The 23,244-nt window shown below is 62.8% G+C and carries 24 protein-coding genes and 1 pseudogene; 9 read left to right on the top strand and 16 right to left on the bottom strand.

All coding sequences use genetic code 11. The annotated features are described in order from the left end of the window. Window position 1: 1 nt before the first annotated feature. The 3 genes from N825_RS33640 to N825_RS33630 all read right to left on the bottom strand — a co-directional run bounded on the left by N825_RS33640 (window position 2) and on the right by N825_RS33630 (window position 2,874). A complete protein-coding gene (locus N825_RS33640; protein WP_037461319.1) occupies window positions 2-1,066 on the bottom strand; it encodes an alpha/beta fold hydrolase in 1,065 nt (354 codons plus the stop codon). A gap of 66 nt (window positions 1,067-1,132) precedes the next feature. Further along, window positions 1,133-1,549 carry an organic hydroperoxide resistance protein gene (locus N825_RS33635; protein ID WP_037461317.1) on the bottom strand — a complete coding sequence of 139 codons (417 nt, stop codon included), beginning with the start codon at window positions 1,547-1,549 and terminating at the stop codon, window positions 1,133-1,135. A 38-nt stretch (window positions 1,550-1,587) separates the two neighbouring features. Beyond that, window positions 1,588-2,874, bottom strand: coding sequence for an epoxide hydrolase family protein (locus N825_RS33630; RefSeq protein ID WP_037461315.1), 1,287 nt, complete (start codon window positions 2,872-2,874; stop codon window positions 1,588-1,590). A 164-nt stretch (window positions 2,875-3,038) separates the two neighbouring features. On the opposite strand from N825_RS33630, the gene N825_RS33625 reads away from it, so the two are divergent. Next, window positions 3,039-5,891, top strand: a complete 2,853-nt coding sequence (locus tag N825_RS33625; RefSeq protein ID WP_037461313.1) for an ATP-binding protein — start codon at window positions 3,039-3,041, stop codon at window positions 5,889-5,891. A gap of 24 nt (window positions 5,892-5,915) precedes the next feature. On the opposite strand, the gene N825_RS33620 is transcribed toward N825_RS33625, so the two are convergent. Next, window positions 5,916-6,122, bottom strand: a complete 207-nt coding sequence (locus N825_RS33620; RefSeq protein ID WP_037461336.1) for a transposase — start codon at window positions 6,120-6,122, stop codon at window positions 5,916-5,918. Window positions 6,123-6,307: 185 nt separating this feature from the next. Between N825_RS33620 and N825_RS33615 the strand changes: the two genes are divergently transcribed. Next, a complete protein-coding gene (locus tag N825_RS33615) occupies window positions 6,308-7,801 on the top strand; it encodes a methyl-accepting chemotaxis protein (RefSeq protein ID WP_037461311.1) in 1,494 nt (497 codons plus the stop codon). Between the two features lie 114 nt (window positions 7,802-7,915). Here N825_RS33615 and N825_RS33610 read toward each other — a convergent pair whose 3' ends face one another. Beyond that, window positions 7,916-8,884 carry an IS5 family transposase gene (locus tag N825_RS33610; protein ID WP_037461308.1) on the bottom strand — a complete coding sequence of 323 codons (969 nt, stop codon included), beginning with the start codon at window positions 8,882-8,884 and terminating at the stop codon, window positions 7,916-7,918. A gap of 351 nt (window positions 8,885-9,235) precedes the next feature. Here N825_RS33610 and N825_RS33605 point away from each other — a divergent pair, with 351 nt between their 5' ends. Together N825_RS33605 and N825_RS38360 are read left to right on the top strand one after the other, a co-directional pair. Continuing rightward, window positions 9,236-9,976, top strand: coding sequence for an SDR family NAD(P)-dependent oxidoreductase (locus N825_RS33605; protein ID WP_037461306.1), 741 nt, complete (start codon window positions 9,236-9,238; stop codon window positions 9,974-9,976). Window positions 9,977-10,091: 115 nt separating this feature from the next. Further along, a pseudogene (locus N825_RS38360) lies at window positions 10,092-10,811 on the top strand (IS5 family transposase); the annotation flags it as partial. Between the two features lie 23 nt (window positions 10,812-10,834). On the opposite strand, the gene N825_RS33595 reads toward N825_RS38360, so the two are convergent. Beyond that, window positions 10,835-12,172: an ISKra4 family transposase gene (locus tag N825_RS33595; protein WP_245613313.1), complete on the bottom strand. Its 1,338-nt coding sequence runs from the start codon at window positions 12,170-12,172 to the stop codon at window positions 10,835-10,837. A gap of 209 nt (window positions 12,173-12,381) precedes the next feature. Between N825_RS33595 and N825_RS37340 the strand changes: the two genes are divergently transcribed. Continuing rightward, the gene (locus tag N825_RS37340) at window positions 12,382-12,723 is read left to right on the top strand and encodes a hypothetical protein (RefSeq protein WP_157619726.1); all 342 of its coding nucleotides are present in this window, start codon (window positions 12,382-12,384) and stop codon (window positions 12,721-12,723) included. A gap of 27 nt (window positions 12,724-12,750) precedes the next feature. Here the strand turns inward: N825_RS37340 and N825_RS33585 are convergent, their stop codons facing one another. From N825_RS33585 to N825_RS33545, 10 genes are all read right to left on the bottom strand, one after another. Further along, window positions 12,751-13,275 (bottom strand): nuclear transport factor 2 family protein, encoded by a 525-nt coding sequence (locus tag N825_RS33585; protein ID WP_198039039.1) that lies wholly within the window; start codon window positions 13,273-13,275, stop codon window positions 12,751-12,753. Between the two features lie 89 nt (window positions 13,276-13,364). Further along, on the bottom strand, window positions 13,365-14,411 hold the full coding sequence (locus tag N825_RS37615; protein WP_084165312.1) for an aldehyde dehydrogenase family protein: 1,047 nt from the start codon (window positions 14,409-14,411) through the stop codon (window positions 13,365-13,367). After that, complete coding sequence (locus tag N825_RS33575; protein WP_084165311.1) at window positions 14,411-14,944, bottom strand: OsmC family protein; 534 nt, start codon at window positions 14,942-14,944, stop codon at window positions 14,411-14,413. The genes N825_RS37615 and N825_RS33575 overlap by 1 nt, the downstream gene beginning before the upstream one ends. A gap of 19 nt (window positions 14,945-14,963) precedes the next feature. Continuing rightward, complete coding sequence (locus N825_RS33570; protein ID WP_037461303.1) at window positions 14,964-15,857, bottom strand: pirin family protein; 894 nt, start codon at window positions 15,855-15,857, stop codon at window positions 14,964-14,966. A gap of 21 nt (window positions 15,858-15,878) precedes the next feature. Further along, window positions 15,879-16,160, bottom strand: a complete 282-nt coding sequence (locus N825_RS33565) for a GNAT family N-acetyltransferase (RefSeq protein ID WP_037461301.1) — start codon at window positions 16,158-16,160, stop codon at window positions 15,879-15,881. Beyond that, the gene (locus N825_RS40635; protein ID WP_051513976.1) at window positions 16,157-16,435 is read right to left on the bottom strand and encodes an alpha/beta fold hydrolase; all 279 of its coding nucleotides are present in this window, start codon (window positions 16,433-16,435) and stop codon (window positions 16,157-16,159) included. Before N825_RS40635 ends, N825_RS33565 begins: the two co-directional genes overlap by 4 nt. Further along, window positions 16,432-16,590 carry a hypothetical protein gene (locus N825_RS40630; protein WP_245613310.1) on the bottom strand — a complete coding sequence of 53 codons (159 nt, stop codon included), beginning with the start codon at window positions 16,588-16,590 and terminating at the stop codon, window positions 16,432-16,434. Before N825_RS40630 ends, N825_RS40635 begins: the two co-directional genes overlap by 4 nt. 163 nt (window positions 16,591-16,753) lie before the next feature. Further along, on the bottom strand, window positions 16,754-17,785 hold the full coding sequence (locus N825_RS33555) for an Atu2307/SP_0267 family LLM class monooxygenase (RefSeq protein ID WP_037461300.1): 1,032 nt from the start codon (window positions 17,783-17,785) through the stop codon (window positions 16,754-16,756). Next, window positions 17,785-18,501 carry a nuclear transport factor 2 family protein gene (locus N825_RS40020; protein WP_198039038.1) on the bottom strand — a complete coding sequence of 239 codons (717 nt, stop codon included), beginning with the start codon at window positions 18,499-18,501 and terminating at the stop codon, window positions 17,785-17,787. Before N825_RS40020 ends, N825_RS33555 begins: the two co-directional genes overlap by 1 nt. 109 nt (window positions 18,502-18,610) lie before the next feature. Then, window positions 18,611-19,273, bottom strand: a complete 663-nt coding sequence (locus tag N825_RS33545; RefSeq protein WP_037461329.1) for a hydrolase — start codon at window positions 19,271-19,273, stop codon at window positions 18,611-18,613. A gap of 143 nt (window positions 19,274-19,416) precedes the next feature. Here N825_RS33545 and N825_RS33540 point away from each other — a divergent pair, with 143 nt between their 5' ends. From N825_RS33540 to N825_RS33525, 4 genes are all read left to right on the top strand, one after another. Continuing rightward, window positions 19,417-20,325 carry a LysR family transcriptional regulator gene (locus N825_RS33540; RefSeq protein ID WP_037461328.1) on the top strand — a complete coding sequence of 303 codons (909 nt, stop codon included), beginning with the start codon at window positions 19,417-19,419 and terminating at the stop codon, window positions 20,323-20,325. A gap of 134 nt (window positions 20,326-20,459) precedes the next feature. Next, window positions 20,460-21,410, top strand: a complete 951-nt coding sequence (locus N825_RS33535; protein WP_037461298.1) for an alpha/beta hydrolase — start codon at window positions 20,460-20,462, stop codon at window positions 21,408-21,410. 118 nt (window positions 21,411-21,528) lie between these two features. Then, window positions 21,529-22,242, top strand: coding sequence for an IS6 family transposase (locus N825_RS33530; RefSeq protein ID WP_037461296.1), 714 nt, complete (start codon window positions 21,529-21,531; stop codon window positions 22,240-22,242). Between the two features lie 162 nt (window positions 22,243-22,404). After that, the gene (locus N825_RS33525) at window positions 22,405-23,100 is read left to right on the top strand and encodes an IS6 family transposase (RefSeq protein ID WP_037461294.1); all 696 of its coding nucleotides are present in this window, start codon (window positions 22,405-22,407) and stop codon (window positions 23,098-23,100) included. Window positions 23,101-23,244: the final 144 nt, after the last annotated feature.

Below are 23,244 nucleotides of genomic sequence, written 5' to 3'. Positions count from 1 at the left end.
GTTAGAACTGGTCGACATCGATGACGGCGCTGGCGAACGCCTGCGGCGCTTCTTGCGGCAGGTTATGTCCGATGCCGCCGGTGATAAGCCGGTGTTGATACCTGCCTGAGAACTTCTTCGCGTAGACACTTGGGTCGGGATGAGGAGCGCCGTTCGCGTCGCCCTCGAGCGTGATCGTTGGCACGCTGACCAGAGGACCCTTGGCCAGCCGATCTTCGAATGCGTCATAATGAGGCTCGCCATCGGCCAAGCCGAGCCGCCAGCGGTAATTGTGGATGACGACGTCGACATGATCCGGATTGTCGAACGACGCGGCGCTGCGCGCGAAGGTCGGATCATCGAAACGCCACTGCGGCGAGGCGAGATTCCAGATCAATTTGGCGAAATCATGCGTGTATTTGGCATAACCGGCGCGACCGCGTTCCGTCGCAAAGTAGAACTGATACCACCATTGCAGCTCTGCTTGCGGCGGAAGCGGCATTTCGTTGGCTTGGCGGCTGCCGATTAGATAGCCGCTCACCGACACCATCGCCTTGCAGCGATCCGGCCAGAGTGCGGCGACGATATTGGCTGTCCGCGCACCCCAGTCATAGCCGGCGACGATCGCCTGGGGAATTGCCAGGGCATCCATCAAGGCGATCACGTCGGCGGCCAGCGCAGCCTGCTGGCCGTTTCTCAGCGTGGTTCCCGGCAGGAACCGCGTAGTGCCGTACCCCCGCAGATGGGGAACGATCACTCGATAGCCCGCGTTGGCGAGGATGGCCGCCACATCAAGATAGCTATGGATGTCGTATGGCCAGCCATGCAGCAGAATTACCGGCGGTCCCTGCGCAGGACCTTCGTCCGCATACCCGACGCTTAGCGGACCGGCATCGATCTGCTTCAGCGAGGAAAACGACGCTTGTGCGCCGGAATTGGGAAGAGTGGCGGTTGTACGCTTCGCGCTGCCCTGCGCACTCGCTTTTCCCATCGCGCCGAACTGTGTCGCTGCGATGGTCGCCGCAGCGATGCCGAACAAGCGCCTTCGAGGATGGTTGATGACTTCCTGGGCGATGATTGCGTTCATCGGATCAATGCCTTTCTCAAAGCGTCCAGCCAGTGGCATCTGGCTATTTTTGCCGTGGCAGGGGATCTAGACGACGTCGATTTTGACTTCGATGTTGCCGCGCGTCGCCTTCGAATAGGGACAGGTCTGATGCGCGGCATCGACGACTGCTCGCGCAACATCGCGGTCGAGGCCCGGCAGGCATACTTTGAGGCGGGCACTCAGGAAAAAAGCGCCATCAGCGTCGCAGAGGTCCACTTCCGCATCGATCGCCAGATTGGATGGCAGAGTGATGTTCATCTTGCGGCTGGCGATCGCCATGGCGCCCTCGAAACAGGCCGACCATCCGGCCGCGAAAAGTTGCTCGGGATTGGTGCCGCTGCCCGAACCACCTGGTGTCGACAGTCTGATGTCCAGCTTGCCGTCGCAGCTGAGAGCCGCTCCCTCGCGGCCCCCGGTGGTGCGAACTTTTGCTGTGTATAGACGTTTTGCTGAAGCCGTCATTGTCTCGTTCCTCATCGGAGAGTCATGCCGTTGGCCGATCAGCGCAGCGACCTGAATGCGGCGCGGACTTCCTGGACAAATAGCTGTGGCTGTTCCCAGGCCGCGAAGTGACCACCCTGGTCGGCTTCGCTGAAGTAGATGAGGTTTCGATAGCAACGTTCGGCCCACCTGCGCGGCGCACGGTAGATCTCGCCCGGGAAAACGGTGACCGCGACGGGCACGTCCGCAATGTCCACGGCGTTGAAGTTGTTCGAATGGTCTTCCCAATAGATCTGTGCCGCGGATGTGCCGGACGCCGTCAGCCAGTAGAGCGAGATGTCGTCGAGGATCTCTTCCCTCGTCAGGACCTTTTCGGGATTGCCGTCGCTGTACGTCCACTCGGCAATCTTCTCATAGGCCCAGGCAGCGAGCCCGACCGGCGAGTCGACCAGTGAATAGCCGATCGTCTGTGGCCGCGTGACCATCATGTTGGCATAGCCGGAATTGTCCCGGTAGAAGGCGGCCAGCGCATCGAAAGCGCGTTTTTCATCGTTCCTCAGGCCATCCGGCGCTGGTCCGCCGGCGGTGAGGATGGCGGCGATCTCTTTGGGAACAGTCCCCGGCATGTTGACATGGATCCCAGCGAGACCCGGCACCTTCTGCAACGCCATCCGATGGGAGATGACGGAACCGCAGTCACCGCCCTGGGAGACATAGCGGACATATCCCAGACGGCGCATGAGGTCGGCCCAGGCACGGCCGATGTGGTCCGAACCCCACCCGGTCTTTTCCGGTTTCCCCGAGAAGCCGAAACCTGGGATCGAGGGAACGACGAGGTGAAACGCATCTTCCGCCTTGCCGCCATGCGCGGTCGGATCGGCCAGGGGACCAAGAACCTTGAGGAACTCGAGGATCGAGCCGGGCCAGCCATGGGTCATGATCATGGGCATGGCTACTTGATGAGGCGACCGGATATGGATGAAGTGGATGTCGAGGCCATCGATCTCGGTGACGAACATCGGCAGCGCATTCAACTGCGCCTCGACCTTTCGCCAGTCGTAGTCGGTCATCCAGGTGCGAACGAGTTCACGCAGTTCCTGCAGTCGAACGCCTTGCGACCTGTCCCGGACGGTTTCCATGTTGGGCCAGCGCGTCGCCTTGAGACGCCGGCGCAGGTCCACGAGCGCGTCATCGGGGACGTTGACCTGGAAAGGACGGATCGCACCCACCGCTCCGCCGCCCGCCCCGCCGGCCAGAACGCCAACCGGAAGCAGGCTGACCGAGCCAACGGCTGCCGCTCCCGCTATCAGATCGCGCCGCGTTAGCGAAAACGACGGTTTAGGCATGTTGAATCTCCTGCGTTCGACAGACAAATGCTTTTGCTGCATCGACAGGTAACACGAGGTCGCCGGACGCACCCGTTAGGCGTTGTTATGGGTTGTGAGCGTTCGTCAGCGGTGTCAGTTGAGGACGAGGCCGAACGAAACTTGTTTGGGAGCAAGAAGACCGCATGATCCGGCCCGTGAGCGAGACTATCGCGTTTGGTCCCTTCACCTTGATCGTGGACGAAAGGCTGCTGTTGCGGGACGGCGAACGCGTGAAACTCAGTGCACGCGCTTTCGACATCCTCGCCAACCTGGCTGCCCGACCCAAGCAGGTTGTCAGCAAGAAAGCCCTGCTGGATCTCGTCTGGCCCGACGTCACGGTGGAGGAAAGCAGTCTGCGTTTCCATATCGCCAACCTGAGAAAGGCGTTGGGCGATAGCGTGAATGGAGCGCGCTACATAACGACCTTGACCGGACGCGGCTACTGCTTCGTGGCACCAGTCTCCCAGAAAGCCATCCCGACTCAGATCCAGGCGGAGGTACCGGCCTTCTTTCCTCAGGCCAACCTCCCTGGCCGCCTTTCCCGAATGATCGGTCGAAAGCAGGACTGCGAGGCGCTGTCGATGATGCTCTCGGCCAAACGCTTCGTGACGATCGTGGGCACGGGTGGAGTCGGCAAGACCACCGTCGCGGTCGCGGCCGGGCAGCACGAAATTCAAGCGTTCTCCGGCGCCGTGCATTTCTGCGATCTCGGTGCGCTGAGCGATCCCGACCTGGTAGCGCCGACCGTCGCATCGCTCTTAGGGGTATCGTTCCCGTCGGACGACCCGGTGCGCGGTTTGATCGCATACTTGGCGAACACGAGAACCCTCCTGATCCTCGATACCTGCGAACATGTGATCGAGGCGGCGGCGGACTTGGCGGCGCGCCTGTTCGCCGCAGCACCGCAGGTTCATTTGCTGGCGACGAGCCGCGAGCCTCTCCTCGTCGAGGGCGAGCACATCTACAATCTGGCGCCATTGGCATACCCACCGGACGATCTGGAACCCACCATAGCAGTCGCGCGTGAATTCCCCGCGATCCAGCTTTTCGTGGAGCGCGTGGAGGCGGGTGGCGCTCGCCTGGACCTCAACGACGCGCAGGTCGCGGTCCTGTCCAACATCTGCCGGAAGCTTGACGGCTTGCCACTTGCAATCGAGTTGGCGGCCGGACGCGTCGCGAGCTACGGCCTGCACCAGACCGCCACCCTTCTCGACCAACGCCTCAGTCTGCTGTGGCCAGGTCCGCGCACGGCGTCGCCGCGCCAGAAGACCCTTCAGGCCACCTTGGACTGGAGCTTCGGGTTGCTCTCCGAGTTCGAACGTCTGGTGCTAAGACGCCTTGCCATATTCGTCGATCATTTTTCGATGGAGGCCGCGCTGGCGATCGTAACCAGCACCACCGTCGACGAGGCGCTTGTATTCGAGGCGATTGCCAGTCTCGTGGCGAAATCGATGGTCGCGGCACGGCCGGCCGGCGCGATGATGCGCTACCGGCTGCTCGACACGACGCGCGCCTATGCCCTCCAGTACGACGTCCCGGATGCCTACTTGGCGGACCTTGCGGGCCGCCATGCCGGATACTGCCTGCACTGGCTGGAGGAGACAGGAAACGAGTGGCCGACACTGTCCAGTGCTGCGCAGCGTTCACTCCACCTGGCGGGCTTGGCCAACGCGCGTGAGGCACTGGAATGGTGTTTCGGACCCGACGGGGATGCCCGGCTTGGCATCCGAATTGCCGTCGCCGCGGCACCCGTGTTCCTGTCGATGTCCCTGCTGACCGAATGTCATCGCTGGACGGAACGGGCAATTCTTGCGCTCGGTGACGCCATGCCAGGCGAGCGCGAGGAGATGCACCTTCAGTCGGCACTGGGGGTATCGCTGATGTTCACCCGTGGTGGAAGGGACGCCGCGCTGATGGCGCTGGACAGAAGCTTCACGATCGCCAAGAAGCGCGGCAACGCGCTCGAGCAGATTCAGGTTCTTGGACCATTGCAGATGTTCCACCTGCGAACCGGAAATTTTCGAACCGCGCTGCACTGCGCGGAGCATTGCTCCATGATTGCCGGCGCGCTGGAAGACTCCGCCTCCACGACGCTGGTATATTCGTTGATGGGAATATCGCTTCACCTGCACGGAGAACTGGATCGTGCACGAACCGCTCTCGAGGCGGCCTTGCGATACGGCCCGCATTCTGGCCGGACCACGACCGACTATCTGGGTTTCGACGGCAGGATCCTCGCCGGCGCGATCCTTGCAAGGACGCTGTGGTTGCAAGGTCAACCGGATCAGGCGACGGAACGCGCGCTGCTGACAATCAAGGACGCCGAGATCCTGAAGCATCCCTTGACGCTGTCGATTGCCCTGGTCTGGGCCGTTTCGTTGTTCCTATGGCAAGGAGATCTCGACCGCGCCGATCACCACATAGACCGTCTTCTGTCGTGTGCCGAGCCACATTCTCTCGGACCGTACCTTACGCTGGCGCGAGGCTTTAGGGGAGAACTGGCGTTTCGCCGCGGTGACGCGGAACGCGGCATAAATATCTTGCAGCGATGCTTGCAGGAACTTCACGCAGCTCCTTACGAACTGCTCACGACCCCGCTCAATATTACTCTGGTTCAATGCCTTGTCTCCACAGGACGGCTTACAGAGGCTCTCGCACTGATCAACGACACGATCGTGTCGGTCGAGGCGAACGAAGATCTCTGCTACATGCCCGAGGCACTGCGTATAAAGGCCGGCATTCTCGGCGCGAAAAAGCCAAGTGACGAAGGGATCGAAGCCTGTCTCACGCAGTCGATCGACATCAGCCGGATTCAGGGCGCGCGGACGTGGGAGCTACGCACCGCGACGGATTTGGCAGCGGTTTTGGACGATCGAGGTGAACGGGATCGCGCCCGGGCAGTTCTCGAGCTTCGGGTAGCTTATTTCGCGGAAGACTTACACACACCTGATTTGAAGTCTGCTGCGCTCTTACTTGCCAGTATGGGTCAGAAATGAGACCGATTAATGGTTCTTCGTTCTTTAGTGTGTCGCGAGGTCCCAGTAGTGCGGCTGACCGCAACGCGTCATCCGCGGCGCGGCTTTCCAGGCTGCGATGGCGTCGTCCTTAAACCAGACGGTCAGACTGCCCCGCAGCCGCGGCGCCTCGTTATACGCTGCCCAGTTCGTCACGCACAGCTTCGGCTGCGGAATATGGCGGCGGCGGGCGGCGCTGGCTTTATGCGGCATGAAGGCGGGGTCCGGAGCAACGAAAAAGAGGTCATCCCTTACGCGATCCCGCATATCTCCGCAACGCGCCGCAATCACTGACCAACCATCGCGAGAGTTAGGTTGCCACCAACAAATTCTAAAGAATTATTGCCCATGATCATGGCTGGTCTAGCGGTTCAATCATGTCGGTGGTGGGCGGGGGAATGTCAAACTGGTTGTTTTCCAACAAGATCCATGAGTTGAAGGCGAAGATAAGGGCGCTCGACGCCTCGCAGGCGGTCATCGAGTTCAAGATGGATGGCACTATACTGACGGCCAATCCGAACTTCCTGACAGCCTTGGGATATGATCTTGAGGAGGTGCGGGGGCGGCACCATTCCATGTTCGTCGAACCCACCGAACGCGATGGGAACGATTACCGCGCCTTCTGGGAACGGCTCCGGCGGGGTGAGTTCCAGTCCGCCGAATACAGGCGGGTCGGCAAGGGTGGCAGGGAGGTCTGGATCCAGGCCACCTACAATCCCATCCTCGACTCCCGGGGCGAGCCGTACAAGGTCGTCAAGTTCGCCACCGACATCACGGGCCGCAAGGTCCAGACGGCCGACTTCGAGGGGCAGATCAACGCCATCGACAAGTCCCAGGCGGTCATCCAGTTCGATCTGGAGGGCAACGTCCTCACCGCCAACCCGAACTTCCTCGCTGTCATGGGATACACGCTCGGCGAGATCCAGGGACGTCACCACTCCATGTTCGTGGACCCGTCCGAGCGGGATGGCGCCGGGTATCGCCGTTTTTGGGAGGGGCTCAGGCGCGGGGAATTCCAAGTGGCCGAGTACAGGCGTCTCGGTAAGGGCGGCAGGGAGGTCTGGATCCAGGCGACCTACAATCCCGTGCTCGACCCGAGTGGCCGATTGTACAAGGTCGTGAAGTTCGCGACCGACGTCACGCGCCAAACCCAGGACCGGATGCGGCGCGCCGAGGTGGGGCTCGAGGTGGACACGGAATTGAACCGGATCGCGGAGACGATCTCCGCCGCGAGCGCGCGCGCCGAGGTCGGCGTCGACACGGCCAACCGGACCACGGCCAACGTCCACGCGGTCGCCGCCGGCGCGGAGCAGTTGGCGGCCTCGGTATCGGAGATCAGCTCCCAGACCGCCAACGCGTCGCGCATCTCGTTCGAGGCGATGGACGAGGCCGAGCGCACCAGTTCGGTCGTCATGGACCTGGTCGGGGCCGCCCAGCGCATCGGGTCGGTGGTGGAGCTGATCAACACCATCGCCAACCAGACCAACCTGCTGGCGCTGAACGCGACGATCGAGGCGGCGCGCGCGGGAGACGCCGGCAAGGGCTTCGCCGTCGTCGCGGGGGAGGTCAAGGCGTTGGCCAGCCAGACCGCCAGGGCCACTGGGGAAATCTCTTCGCAGATCGACCAGGTGCGGAGGGCGACCAACCAGGCCGCCGATACCATCACCTCCATCGGCGAGACCATCAGGAAGGTCAACGAGATATCCTCCATGATCGCCGCCGCCGCGGAGGAGCAGAGCACCGTCACCCGCGACATGTCCGCCAATATGCAATCGGCGTCGATGGGCGTGGAGGGGATCAGTCGGACCTTGGGTGAGATGGCCGCCACCACCCGCGAGACCGAGGCCGCGACGCTCAGGGTGAGGGAAACCTCGCGCGGTCTCGTGGCCTGACCGCATCTTCGCCGAACATCGAACCCTTCACGTCGCATCGCCGAAGCGGAGCGTTGCTGGGCGGCTGTGGTGCATAAATCGCGTTGGGACCAGACTTCCCCCATGTTCTGGATCTCAGGCGACCTTCCGGGAGGCCGGCATGCCGAGGCTGGTCATGCGGTTGATCGCGGCGCGGGCGACCCTGGCCTCGACTCTCTGGGCGGACAGAGTCCGGGCGCGGAGGCTCCGGCCGACCAAGACCTTGTACCTGTGGAAAGCGGTTTCCACGAGCGCGCGCTTGCCGTAGCCAGTCGCGGCCTGCCAGCCCATCCGGCCTTTCTCGGCAAGCACCTGGATGTGCCGGTCGCGCTGAGTGGGGTCGGTCTCTGCCGTGTCGCTCCGGACCGCAGTTGATCTGGGTGGGATGACCACCGCGGCGTCGGGATGACGCTCGATCACAGTCCGGTAGGTGGGATCGCCGTCATACGCTCCGTCAGCGAAGACAGCGGAGACCGGGCCGTCGATCTGATCGAGCAACGGGCCGACCTGGGAGGCATCGCCCTCGTCCGTGGTGGTCAGCTCGGCGGCCAGGATGTCACCGTTGTCCGGATCGATGGCAAGGTGCAGCCGGCGCCAGCTCCGGCGTGGCTTTCCGCCATGTTTCTCATGCCGCCACTCGCCCACACCGAAGATCTTCAAGCCGCTGGAGTCGATCACCACATCCAAGGATCCCTTCGGCTTCGTCAGGGCGGTCGTCAGCGGCAGGCGAGCGCTGCGCCGAGCCAGCGTAGTATGGTCCGGCACCGGCAGGTCCAGGCCGAGCAGTTCGATGATGGAGCGCAGCAGCCCCTCGGTCTGGCGCCACGGCTGGCCCATCACCAGACGCAACATGGCCGCGGTCTCGATGACGATGTCCGAGTAAGCAGGCGGTCGACCACGTTGCCCGGTCGCCGCTGGCGCCCAGGCTTCCAACGCCTCGGGCGTCACCCAGACCGTCAGGCTGCCGCGCCGCTGCAGGGCTCGGTCGTACTCCCGCCAATTCAAAACTTGGTACTTGGCTTTTGGAATCTTGTGACGGCGCGGATCGTTGTGCTTGTACGGCATGCGGGCTCTCGGCAGCGGGGTGGCCTCTATAAACCTGCCCGGGCCGGCTGTGCGAACCTGATTTACGCACCAAAGCCCGTCTACCCTAATCCCCCGCCTGACGGCAAACTGGCGCGAAACCTGACGGAACCGGGTTTTGACCCTAGTCCAAGTTGGCCAGGCGAGTGGGATCGTCCGGGTCAAGGCAGCCGCCCCCGCGTTCCTATTCCAGCAACACAGCTTGGCAGCTTCCGGCACTAAGCTCGCGGAGATGCAAACACCAAAATAGGTCCGGTGCAATGTTGGGATCCAGTCGCGACCCCGTGCTCCTTTTGGCGTGCTTGATTCCCTGAACCAAGGAAGGACAATAGAATGATCGATCTAAGTGGAAAGCGCGCGCTCGTCGCCGGCGGATCGCGCGGCATCGGTGCCGCGATAGGACTGGCGCTGGCGGAAAATGGCGCGGACGTGGCGTTTACCTATCAAAGTTCGGCTGAGAAGGCCCAAGCGGTGACCAGTTCCATCGAAGCAACCGGACGCCGCGTTGTCGCCATTCAGGCCGACAGCGGCGATCCCGAGGCGATCGCCCGAGCCGTTAGCGAGGCCGTGGCTGCGCTTGGCGGCCTCGATATCCTCATCAACAGTGCGGCGATCGGGCACTACGGACCGATCGCCGAACTGGATCTCGGCGAATATCAGAAGCTGATGGACGTGAACGTGCGAGCTCCCATGCTGTTCGCAAAGGCGGCCATCCCGCACCTTCCCTCGGGCGGACGCATCGTCACCATCGGTTCCGGACTGGGCGAGCGCGTTCCGTTCCCGGGCGTGACGGCATACGCCGTCTCCAAGGCAGCACTAACGTCCTTCACCCGCGGCTTGTCGCGCGAGCTCGGACCTAACGGCATCACCGTCAATCTCGTGCAGCCCGGGTCGACCGACACTGATGCGAATCCCGCAAACGGCGAGGCCGCCGATTTCCAGCGGGGCATGACGTCGCTTGGGCGCTACGCCGAGCCGCGCGAGATCGCCAACGCTGTGGTGTTCTTGGCGAGTCCTGCCGCCAGCGTGATCACCGGTGCCGTCCTCAACGCTGACGCGGGCGCGCTCGCGTAAGATAAGCGCCACGCCGACGGGTTCGACATGACCTTGGTGCAAAGATAGCCATGGGAGGCTGTCGCTGCGGCAGGCGGTTGGGTATAGAGGCCGCCCGCTGAACTCGAGGACCCTGATGCCGTACAAGGCGAATGAACCGCGCCCTCACAAAATCCCGAAGGCCCGGTACAGAATCGAGAACTGGGCGGAGTACGACACGGCATTGCGCCAGCGTGGCAGCCTGACGGTCTGGGTGACACCAGAGGCGATCGCCGCGTGGGCACCGGCAACAACTGGCCGGCGGGGCTGGCCACGGGACTATTCGGACGTTGCGATCGAAGCGGGGTTGATGCTGAGGCTGGCGTTTGGTCGACCCTGGCGTCAGACCGAAGGCATGCTGCGTTCCATCATGGACCTGCTTGGCCTGGATCTGCCGGTGCCGTATCATACGACCTTCTCGCACCGCAGCGCCGACCTGGGTGTCGCGACCGCCCTGAGGAAGGCGAGCGGCCCGATCCACGTGGTGATCGACAGCACGGGGCTGAAGGTGTTCGGCGCCGGCGACTGGCTGCACGAGAAACACGGCGGCAAGCCGCGTCGGAGCTGGCGGAAGCTGCACCTAGTGGTCGATCCGGACAGATGCGAGATCTTCGTCTCGGAACTGACCACGACGGATGACGGCGACGCCTCGCTGGTCGGCCCGCTGCTCGATTAGATCGACAGCCCGATCTCCGCAGTGCTTGCTGATGGCTCATACGATGGCGAGCCGGTCTACCGTTCCGTCGCCAGCCACACGCCCGACGCCGCGGTGATCATTCCACCCCGCTCGACTGCGGTGCCGAGCGCCACGGCCGAAAGGGACTGCCGCGTGATTGGGAGTCAAGCCGCCATAGCCGTTTCGGGGCCGGAATTGGCGTCGAGCAGCTGTCTGACACCGGGACCGAACTTGCCGTTGAGGACAGCACAGCGGACCTGGAGCAGGAGATCGGCACCATGGTGAGACCAGCGCATCTGCTGAGATTTGTTCATGCGGTGGTTGACCAGGAAGTTAGCCGTACCTTCGGTGACCGATGTGCCAACTGGCAACCCGGCACGATGACGCTCGGCGTAGTTGACCAGCCAAGCGCTTTGGCTGGAAAGATAGCGGTCGATCTCGCGCAGTGCCGTCCAAAGCTGGCGTGACGACGGATGGCATTTCCGATCGCCGTTGCCTTGGAAAACCGGCATGACCTGGCGGATGCGCTCGAGGGTGACCTTGGCATCCTTGGCCTTGCCGTTCCAGATCCTCCAGCGCAGGCGGTCGACTTCCGCGACGATCGCCACCCTGGCATTCTCCCGCTCCGAGGTATCGATTGGCAGGTTGCCGGCTGTCTTCCCGGCATGCTGCAACCGCATGGCGATGTGGAACCAGTCGAGGCCCGGCGGCTCGGTGACGCCGGCATTGACCAGGATCGAGCGCAGCCCTGAACAGCCATCGGTGAACGCCGTCGGTTCGGTGTCGGTGGTCTGGCCAACCTCCTTGAGGCCACGCTGGATCAGTGCTTCGACCGACGTGTCGGTCTTTGCGACCGCGGCGAAAACCTGCCGGACGCCGTGCGACGTCTCGACATTACCAAGGCGAAATTCAAGATGCCGCTCGCCATCCTCACAGCTCCGGATGAAAGTCGAATCCAGGGTCAGGGTGATCGCCACCGCTGGAGCGGCCGGCTCGGCTGGGGCTACGTCACGCAGCTGCCCGCCAACTCGCAAGGTGCGCCGGCGTACGGTCTCGCGATGGATCCCGGCATCAACCGGCAGAAGATGTTCAAGCGGGCCGGCGGCGATCCGGTAGGGCATGGGCGACGACAAATGGGCCCGCAGCTGGTCGAGCTCGGGCGTCGAGCGGCAATGGGACGGCCAATCGACACCAGCCTCCGTGCCGCCGCAGCCGGCGCAGCGGAAGTGGGGTAACCGGAGCACAACCTGACCGAACACGGTGGCGATCTGGTGCGGGCGGTAATCCTTGACCTGGCAGGGGATGGTGCAGGTTCGACAATCCGGCCGTCGGGTCGCATGGTCCCGGCTCTGGGCTGTGACGATTGCCTGCTGGACCAGAGCGGTAAGCTGCTTGCCCTGCGCCAGGGTCAAACCCAGATCCGCGATGTCGCCAAGATCATCGGGGCGGTTGATCACCATTACGTCAACGCTTCGGCTCGACCCATTGATCCCGGTTTCCACCAGACGCAAAACCCACCCCATCCTTATTCCCCAGCCGCTGAAACACACCGACCGGTCATATCCTGTCCAGCTCCCCCAATCTCGCGGCAGTCCCCGGCCGAAACCGCCCTAACCCAGCGCGACCGACACATTCAGCTGATCGAGCAGCGTGGCCGGCTGAGATGGCAGCGCGCGGCAACTACGGAAAACTCTCGTTGGCGGAGGTCGCGATGTTCCGGTATGAGAAAGTGATCAGCTGCGGTCTTCATGCCCGGGCTCTGCCCACACAGAAGACCGAGGCCAAGGTCGCTTGCAAGGTGTTGAACATCATGACCGGCTTCGGCATGCCAGTCTCCCGCCGGATCGCCTTGACCTCGGCGCGAAAGGCCGAAATCCGACCACTCCCTCATTTCTGCACCAAAGTCGCAGACAACGCCACCACGGGAGCGGTCGGAATGTCGATCGGGCGGACGGACACCGGGCCAGTCGTGCTCACGAGGAAGCCCTGCTCGGTCGCGGACAGGGCGCCGTTCCGGCCCGACACCGTGGCCTTTGAGCCCTCCCAGCCGTAAAGATCCTTCACCCACGAAAGACAAGCCTCAGATGTCGGTTTCCGATCCGTCCGGGTTTGCCTTGATGTGGTACTCGCCACTTTCGCGGAAGCTGCGGACGGTGGCGAAGGTATCTTCCATGAACTGTACATAGGACAGTTTGCCGTTTGCGCCGCGTGCCAAAACCGCAAAGGGCGAAGTCACGGTCTTACCCAGCGTGCTTGAGGTATAAGTAAAGGTGCCGAAGATCGCGGCAGCACCCTCGTTCTCGAAGCTGTCCTGGATCTGAAAGTCATTGACTGTCCAGTAGCGGTTCACATCGATAAAGGTCTGGACCAGACCTTCGGTACCTTCGGTCGTTCCCGCCCAAGGCATAACCTGCTTCAGTTCCGGGTTGTCGTAGTTTAACGATACGTAGGTAAAATTTTCGGTGGTTAATTGCTTGACGAAGTCCAGGTCAGTCGGGTTGGACAAGATTTTCTGCAGTACCGCCAAGGGCGATTCTTCCGACGCGGGTGAGGTCACCGCCACGGTGGCGGCGGCATTGCGACGAGTGCGTGCGATGGTAGACATGATATGCTCCTTTGTTGATTCTCGCTGAGAACTGACCTGGCATTGTTACCCAGATCTGACCGAACAGTCGGCTAGCAACCGGAGAAGCGTCAGCTATGGGCGATGCCCGGCTTGAGGGCGATGTGCTTGTACTCTTGGAAATCTTCCAACGCTGCAAGGGCATTGAGGCGCCCAAGGCCGGACTGTTTGAAGCCGCCTTCCTCGGTATTGTCGTAGATCTTCGCCCAATCGTTAACCCAGATCGAGCCGACATCGATAGCCTGGGCAACGCGCAAAGATCGGTCGACTTCGCGTGTCCAGACGCTTGCCGCCAGACCATATTCATTGTCGTTAGCGAGACCGATCGCTTCGGCCTCATCGGTGAAGCGCTGGATCGTCAGCACTGGCCCGAAGGTTTCCTCGTGAATAATGGTTAGGCTATCGTCGAACACCTCCAGAAGCGCGGGACGGAAGAACGCGCCATTGGCCAAGGGGCCCACTTTTACCGCCCCGCCGCACTCCACGACTTTCGCACCGGAGGCTACGGTACCTATCTGTTCGCCAAATCCGGAGTCCATGAGAGCGCTGATCCAGCCGAATAGGGCAATATTGGCTATCGAATAGCTTTTCCCGAGCATCCATTTTCGCTCGGCCAACGCCTGATTCATGACCCGGAGGAGACGCCGGCTTTCGTTCGCGTATCGATCGCGCGGGCGCTTGTCCTCCCAGTCTTTGCCGTTCGACACGCTGAAGAAGCCCAACTGGCCCATCATGGGTCCGACACCACCCATCTGGAACATAACCCACTGTGTAGCATACCACCGATCGGCGGCTGTTTCGCCGATGAGCCGACCCGTCTTGTCGGCGAGGTAGAGCAGGATCGCGCCGCTTTCGAACAGCGTCAGCGGCTCGACCCCCGAACTGTCGGGATCAATGATAGCCGGGATCTTGCCGTTGGGATTGAGCGACAGGAACTGGGGAGACTTCTGCTGATCCGAGGTGAAGTCGACCAGGTGCGCTTCGTATGGCAGGCCGATATCCTCCAGCATGATCGACACCTTCACCCCGTTCGGCGTGTTGACCGAATAGAGTTGCAGGCGGTCCGAGTGCCTGGCCCGCCACCGGCCGACCACAGGAAGCGTGGGAAGATGTGGCACTAGGTCGCTCCTGGTTTTGAGGATTTGAGGGAGGGCGATCGGACGTTTGAGGCGGACGAAGCGCTTCGCGCCCCCTCATCTCCAGCCGCTGTGATCGTTTCGTCGCTCTCTTCGCTCGTTCGCGACGTGATGAGATGCATGCCTTGAAGAACACGGTGGACAGGACACTTTTCCGCCACTTTGTGGAGCCGCGCGCGCTGTTCCACGGTCAATGCCGGGCTGAGGATCGTAAGCGTCTTGTTAAACACGTCGACCGGATCGGAATGGCCGACGAGCAATTTCTTCCTGTGGTCGACCACGACCTCGATGTGCTCGACCGGCCATCCCCGCGCGCGAGCGAACCATCGAACGGTCATGGCCGTGCATTCTGCCAACGCTGCCGACAGCAGCTCGAACGGGGTGGGGCCCAGTCCGCCGCCCCCGGCGCTCACCGGCTCGTCCCCGGCGAGCACGTGGCTCCCGGCGTGGATATGGACGGCAAAGGGGCTCTCTCCGGACTCCGAGACCCTCACGTGCGTGCGCATGGCGGCCATCAAGCGCTCCAGCAGGCTGTCACGACATCGCCGGCGCCGACGGCGGAGGACCGTCAGGCAGCGGGATGAACTCGGCATCGTCGGCGTCGGGCAGCTTCATGCGCCCAGCCTTCCAGTCCGACGCGGCCTGCTCCAGCCGCTCCCTAGACGACGACACGAAGTTCCAGAAGATGTGGCGCTCACCCAATGGCTCGCCCCCAAGCACCATCACCGTCGCCGGCGCTGTCGCCCGCACACGCGACACCGCTTCCCCTAAGACCAGCATCTTGCCTGCACCATGGAGTTGGCCCTCCACCTCCACCTCGCCAACGGCGACATAAAGCGCGCGCTCGCTGTGGCCGGACGGGATCTCGGAGGAAGCACCCGGAGCCATGTCGAGATGCGCGTAGAACAGCGGCGAGTGCGTCTTGGCGCCAGCGTTTAGGCCATAGGCGGTGCCGGCGATCAGATGGCCCTTCACCCCGCCGTCTGCCCACTGCGGCAGATCGTCGCCGGAATGATGCGAAAAGGACGGTGCGGTTTCCTCCATGCCGTCCGGCAGCGCCACCCACGCCTGTATGCCATGAAGGCGATCGCCGTGGGCCCGCGCGTGCTCGAACCGCTCGCTGTGCGTGATGCCGCGGCCGGCGACCATCCAGTTGACCTCCTCCGGCCGGATCGCCTGCTCGTAGCCCAGACTGTCGCGGTGCATGATGTAGCCGGAGAACAGGTAGCTCACTGTCGACAGGCCGATGTGCGGGTGCGGACGGACATCCAAGCTGCGGTCCGCGCCGGCGGCGATGTTCATCGGACCCATGTGGTCGAAAAATATGAACGGCCCGACCATGCGCCGCTTGGCATAGGGCAGCACCCGCCCGATCTCGAAGCCACCGCCGAGATCGCGGCGCCGCTGGTCGATTACCATCTCGATCATGTGTTCTCTCCTTACCTGCAATTAGCCGACCACGATGTCGGAATATTCATGGTGGCGGGCGTAGAAAGCGCCCATGAACGGGCAACGCAGAACGGCCTTGCGCCCACTCGCCCGAGTTGCGTCGAACACCCCCCGGGCCAGGTGGGAACCGATCCCCTGGCCCGAGAAGGTTTGCGGGACGATCGTATGGGTCAGAACGACCCTATTGTCCTCGATCCGGTAATAGGCCTCGCCGGCGTCCTCGCTGCCGTCGATCGCCAGCTCGAACCGGTGCTGGGCGGGATTGTCTATGACCTCGCTCATACCGACAGTTCTCCCTTGATGAACGCCAGCAGGTCGGAGTTGATGACGTCGGGGCGGGTTGCGAACATGCCGTGGGACAGTCCGGGATAGGTCTTCAACGCGCCGTTCGGCAGCAGCTCGATCGCATTGCGCGCGGAGGTGCCGATCGGCACCACCTGGTCATCTTCGCCGTGCATGAGTAGTACGGGCACCGAGACAGCTCGCAGGTCGTCGGTGAAGTCCGTCTCAGAAAAGGCCGCGACGCAGTCGTAGTGCGCCTTAGCGCCACCCATCATGCCCAGGCGCCAGGTTCGCTGCGGGCGACGTAGCGGATCACCTCGCCGCCACCCGTCGAACGGCCAACGTGGACCGCCTCTTTCAGGTCGAGCACGCGCGCCGGCTTCGCAACATCGGCGGCATAGGTGTCCATGTCTTCGGAGATCCTGGACATCAGCGAGGGAACTCGCCATCCCGAAAACGATGCAATCCTTCGTGGCAAAAGCCGTTGCCAATTTACGGCCAAGCCAAGTGCCGGCACCGGTGATCGCGGCTGAACACCAGCGTCGTCGTGCACGGGATGCCATTGCGGTTCTCCTAAAACTCAGCTTAGCTGTTCAAGCGATCTTTCGGGCGACGGGCGCGACTTCCATGCCGAGAAGTTCGATCGAGCGTTTCATTGCGGCGGGTTCCTGCGATGCCGTGCTCATCTGGAAGGTGACGCGTGACAGGCCTCCAAGGACCTCACTGGCCCGCTGCATCTTGGCCGCAACCGTCTTCGGAGCACCCACCAGGAACGCGCCAGCAGGTCCGGCCATGTCGTCGAACTGGGCGCGTGTCGGCGGCGACCACCCGCGCTCGCGGCCGACCGTCGCCATCAGATGCACCCAGCCCGGAAAGAAGCTGTCGCGTGCTGCCGCGTCGCTCTCGCTGACGAAGCCCGTGGCGTGGATGCCGACTTCCAGGTCGGCGCTGTCGTGCCCGGCTCGCGCGCCTGCCTCTCGGTAGAGATCGATCAAAGGACGGAAACGCTCGAAGCTGCCGCCGATGATAGCGACCATCAGCGGCAACCCCAGAACGCAGGCCCGCGCGAACGACTGCGGCGTGCCACCGACGCCGATCCAGACCGGCAGACGCGACTGATACGGACGCGGGAAGACACCTTGCCCGTTCAGCGCCGGCCGAAAGCGCCCCTCCCAGCGGGGATGAGTGGTTTCATTCAGGTGCATGAACAGATCGAGCTTCTCGGCAAAGAGATCGTCATAGGCACCGGTGTCGAGCCCGAAGAGCGGGAAAGCCTCGCCGAACGACCCGCGGCCGACGACCAGTTCGGCTCGACCCTTTGAGATCAGGTCCAGCGTCGCGAACTCCTGGAACACCCGCACCGGGTCCGCCGCGCTTAAGACAGTAACCGCGCTCGTCAGCCTGATCCGCTCGGTCCGCGCCGCGGCTGCGGCAAGGATGATCGCAGGCGCGGAATCCAGAAACTCGGCACGATGGTGCTCGCCGACGCCGAACACGTCGAGACCAACGCGGTCGGCGAGTTTGACCTCCTCAAGGAGCGTGGCCATGCGATCGGTAGCCGAAGGCAGCGCGCCGGAGACCGGATCCGGAAGAATGGCCGCGAAGCTGTCGATGCCGATCTCCATCAGCGCGCTCCTTCCGCCGGATCGAACATAGTGACGCCGCCCGGTGTCGCTTTGATCTCGTCCTGCAGCACGTCCCAATGCTCGGCCAGCAGGCCGTTCTCGACTCGAAACAGGTCGACCACGATCTGCGGCAGGAGCGACCAACCGCTGATGCGGTCATGGATCGCGACGACGTCGCCTTCAGCGATGACAATACCGGGTTCATAGCAGACGTCGCCAGACAGACCTGCGACTATCGCAGCGAGTTCGTCGCGGCCCTGGCCGATGGGCGGGTTGTGTTGGACGTAGTCTGCGGCGTAGAGCCGCTCGACCGCCGACGCGTCGCGGCGCTGGAACAGCGCGATCATCGCTTCGAGGACCAGGGCCTTGTTGCGCTCTGGCCGCTGGGCAGACGCGCGATCCGCCGGGCGCGTGACCGTGATCGGACCGGGCATCCGCAGGAACTCGCCGCTCGGCAGAGTGATGAAGGAGTGGATCACGCCGCAGTCATGGTCCTGCACGTTCGTGACCGTCGCGCCGCTGGCTTCCCGCCAGCTCACCGCGAAGAGATCGTTGCCCAGCGGCATGACTTCGATACCGACCGTCTCGGAGTGGGCGAAGGACCCCTCCCTGATCTCGAATGCCATCTCGGTCGTCGACTGGAGCGTCAGGTGGACGGTGAAATCCGGGTAGGCGACAACCATCTCTTGCCCGACGGGAAAGCCATCATTCGACATTGTCGCGCTCCTCTGAAGCAAGCCGCGCCTTTAGATCGTCGCTGAACGCTGCGGGGACCGGGCACCGGTTGCGCTACGAGCACATCCCGATCCCCGCCCCTCACTCCGGTCAGGCGCCTGTCGGTTGCTCGCCGGACACCGGCGTGTTCAGCAATTGCTGTTCCCACATGTAGGCTATGCCGCTGCCGCCGGCGTGATCGATCAGGATCTGCGTCAGCGGTCCAGCCGTATCAACGCGCGCCCAGTCGCGCTGCCATTCGGCGGCGAGGGCCAGCCAGGTCATCATGTTGATGCCGGCCCCGATCATGCGCTGAATAGCGACTGCGTGGGCCTCCACCGATGTGCCCCCAGATGCGTCGGTAATCACCGTCACATCCCAGCCTTCGCCTGCGGCCTGGATCGCTGGCATCGCGACGCAGACCTCTGTCCAAAGACCGGCTATGATCAGTTGCTTGCGACCAGTAGCCGTCACCGCATCGACGACGGCTTTATCCTCCCAGGTATTGATGAACGTGCGGTCGATTACCTTCTGATCTGGAAACACATCCGTGACATGCTTGAAGATGAGGCCTCCGCGCCCTTCGATCACGCTGGTTAGGATCGTGGGAACGCCAAAGACCTTCGCCGCCTTCGCCAGCGCGGTCGTATTGTTGACGACAACCTGCGGATCGTGGCTGTTCAGGTTGCTGAGTTGAAATGGTTGATGGTCGATGAGGACCAGCACCGAGTCCTCAGGACGAAGTAGTGAGTCGAGACCATCGCGAAAGGTCATGGGCATTCCCTTCTTGTAGCTGCGCCAATGCAGATCGAGCGGGACGTCTCGGCGAAGCACCGCTTAGGGCACTTTTGCATTGCATTCAAAACTACGATAGTATCAAACCATGCCAAACTGTGTTGCGCATCGGGGAACGCCGTATGGATATGGAGGAACTGCGGACTTTTGTGGAGGTGGCCGACACTGGCAGTGTCACGGCGGCTGCGCTCCGCCTTAGTGTTTCCAAGTCGATCGTTAGTCGGCGGCTTGCCAGGCTGGAGGCCGACCTCGGCGTTCAATTGCTGGCCCGAACCACCCGCGGCGCCGGCCTCACCGAAGCCGGGATTACGTTTCGTGAACACGCCGCAAAGATCTGTGCGGAGATCGACATTGCACGGGAGACGATCCTCCCCGCAGGCGAACTCCGCGGAAGCTTCCGGATCGCCGCCCCACTGACGTTCGGCCCGACACACTTCGCACCTGTCATCGCGGCGATGGCACGCCTAAACCCGCAATTGCAGGTTCGCGCCTGCTACACTGATCGTTTCGTCGATCTCATCGGCGAAGGGTTCGATTGCGCCATCAGGATCGGCCATCTTACCGACTCAACTCTGCTCGCCAGGAAGGTTGGTTACACGCCCGCCTTGTACGTGGCGACGCCTGAATACATCGAACGTCATGGCGCTCCGGAAACGCCGGAAGAGTTTGAGAAGCATGACGTCGTCATGCAAGGGACGGAAACTTGGCTGGCGCTAGATGGCGACAAGGTAATTACTCTGAAGCCGCACGGGCGTTTCAAAGCCGACAACGCCGTGGCTCTCGTCGCTTCTGCTCTCGCCGGAATTGGACTTGCAGGCCTGCCCAGGGAATTGATCATAGAGCATCTTGAGTCCGGCGCTCTCGTCCCGGTGATGAAGCAGTATCCGCCTCCAACATTGGGCATTTACGTCGTGCGGCCGCCCGGGAACCACTCCTCACGCAAGGTGCGGGTGTTGACTGAAATGATGGTCGCGTGCTGCGAGGGCCTCTGCAGGGGGATCATGCTGCGCGATGCCCAGTGGGCGGCTTAGCAGGGAACAGCACCTGTTTCGTGTTGCACAAATTGCGACACAGAACGGCAGAAAACAGCGCTACCGAGACCCCTGCCGGAAAGGCACCCTTGAGCCTCGACGTACCCACCGCATGACAGGCGCAAGGAGGCTGGATGAGTATCGAGAAGCGGCGCGTCACCTTCAAGAACGATGGCCGGGAAGTCGTTGGCCACCTCCGCCTGCCGGATCGCTTCTCCGAGCACGAGCGCCATCCGGCCGTGGTCGTCGTCGGTCCTGGCAGCAGCGTGAAGGAACAGGCGGGTGCCGCCTACGCGGAAAAGCTGGCCGCTAAGGGGTATGTGACGCTGGTATTCGATCCCTCCTTTCAAGGGGAAAGCGAGGGATTGCCGCGCGATACCGAGAACCCGGCGGTCCGTGTCGAAGACATCCGCTGCGCGGTAGACCATCTGGTGACTCTGCCCTTCATCGACGAGGAGGCGATCGGCCTCCTGGGCATCTGTGCAGGCGGCGGCTACGCGATCAACGCGGCGCTCATTGAACGCCGCTTCAAGGCGGTCGGCACCGTCGTCGCCAACGACCTCGGGGCGGCGTGGCGACGCATGCAGCCCAAGGCCTCCGCCGTGGACGAGATGCTGGCGGCCGTCGCGCGGCAGCGGACCGCCGAGGCGCGCGGCGAATCCGAAAAACGCGAGGAATGGCTTCCCAGCCCGGCAGAAGCGAAGGAGGCTGGGATCGAGGATCCGACCCTCCTCAACGCCATAGACTACTATGCCACTTCGCGTGGTCACCACGATCGCCGCACCAACAAGCGACTGTTCGTCAGCGATGCGCTCCTACTCGGATACGACGGCTTTCATCTCGTCGAGGAACTGCTGGTCCAACCCCTTCAGGTGATCGTCGGGGGTAAGCTCGGCACGACCTTCTCCCACGAGGCTGGAAAAGGGCTGTGGGAGCGAGCCCGCAACCGGCGCGACTTCGTCGTAATAGGCGGCGCCGATCACTACGACATGTATGACGTGCCGGAATATGTAGATCAGGCCGTCGAACACCTAGCGTCGCTCTACGATGATCACCTGAAATCAAGCGTCGGAGCGAAGGGCTGAGGATCATCCACGCCGATCGTCCCACAGCCAAGAAGGAGCGGTTAAATGGGCATTGCCGCACGACGGTATTGTCACAGGAACGGTGGCGCTCCGCCAGCGATGACCATAATTTCCCTGGATGCAGCCGATCTCGTATGCCCGTCACCAGTTTCCGCCCGCCGTCATCCAGCATGCGGTGTGGCTTTATCTCCGCTTCACGCTGAGCTACCGCGATGTTGAGGACCTGCTGGTCGAGCGCGGACTGGATGTCTCCTACGAAACGGTCCGGCGCTGGGTCGGCAAGTTCGGTCCGGCGATCGCGCGGAACCTGCGACAGTTGCGGTGCAAGCCCAGCTCGCGCTGGCATCTCGATGAGATGGTGGTGCGCATCAACGGACGGCAGATGTATCTGTGGCGGGCGGTCGATGATGAGGGCGAGGTGCTGGAGGTCCTGATCCAGAGCCGACGGAACAAGGCCGCCGCGTGCAAGCTCATCCGCAAGCTGCTGAAGAAGCACGGCTTCGCCCCCACGCGGGTGACGACCGACAAGCTGCGCTCCTACGGGGCTGCCTTCAAGGAAATCGGCCTGAGCGCCGACCATGAACAAGGGGCTTACCAGAACAACCGGGCCGAGGTTTCCCACCAGCCCCTCCGCCGACGAGAACGCAAGATGCAGCGGTTCAAATCGCCAGGTTCCGCCCAGCGCTTCGTCTCGATGCATGCCGCCACTTACAACACCTTCAACGTGCAGCGCCACCTGATTTCCCGCCGCACCCTGCGTACCTTCCGGGCCCAGGCCAGGGCCGATTGGAGCACTGCGGCTGCTGCTGCCTGGCGACGTTCCGTGATTTAGGGTCTTTGCGCGCCGGCCAAGTTCCCGTGACAGTACCCGATGAGATGGTGGTGCGCATCAACGGACGGCAGATGTACCTGTGGCGGGCAGTCGATGATGAGGGCGAGGGGCATTGTCACGGCAACAGTGGCGCTCCGTGAGCGGCGACGTTAATCTGCCTGAATGCAGCCGATCTCGTATGCCCGTCACCAGTTTCCGCCCGCCATTATCCAGCATGCCGTGTGGCTTTATCTCCGCTTCACGCTGAGCTACCGGGATGTTGAGGAGTTGCTGGCCGAGCGGGGGCTGGATGTCTCCTACGAAACGATCCGGCGCTGGGTCGGCAAGTTCGGCCCGGTGATCGCACGGAACCTGCGGCAGCTGCGGTGCAGGCCCAGCTCGCGCTGGCATCTCGATGAGATGGTGGTGCGGATCAGCGGCAGGCAGATGTACCTGTGGCGGTCGGTCGATGATGAGGGCGAGGTGCTGGAGGTCCTGATCCAGCGTCGGCGGAACAAGGCTGCGGCTTCGAAGCTCATCCGCAAGCTGCTCCGGAAGCACGGCTTCGCGCCGACCCGGGTGACGACTGACAAGCTGCGCTCCTACGGGGCTGCGTTCAAGGAGATCGGCCTGAACGCCGACCACGAACAAGGGGCTTACCAGAATAACCAAGCCGAGGTCTCTCACCAGCCGCTCCGCCGACGAGAATGCAGGATGCAGCGCTTCAAGTCGCCGGGATCCGCCCAGCGTTTCGTCTCGATGCATGCCGCCACCTACAACACCTTCAACCTCCAGCGCCATCTGATCTCCCGCCGCACCCTGCGCACCTTTCGGGCGCAGGCCAGGGCCGACTGGAATGTCGCGACCGCTGCGGCGTGAGAGTTGCCAAAAGCTCAGGGCCTCTGCGCGCCGGCCAAGTTCCCGTGACAACGCCCGGCATCGGCACGCGGTGGGACGACGATCACCGCAGCGGGATGGCGCTTGTCCAGAGCGGTGTACACCCCGGTTCTGTCGTAGCCGCCG

The sequence above is a fragment of the Skermanella stibiiresistens SB22 genome (assembly GCF_000576635.1).
GTDB classification, from domain to species: domain Bacteria; phylum Pseudomonadota; class Alphaproteobacteria; order Azospirillales; family Azospirillaceae; genus Skermanella; species Skermanella stibiiresistens.
This window is presented reverse-complemented; position numbering and strand designations above follow the sequence as displayed.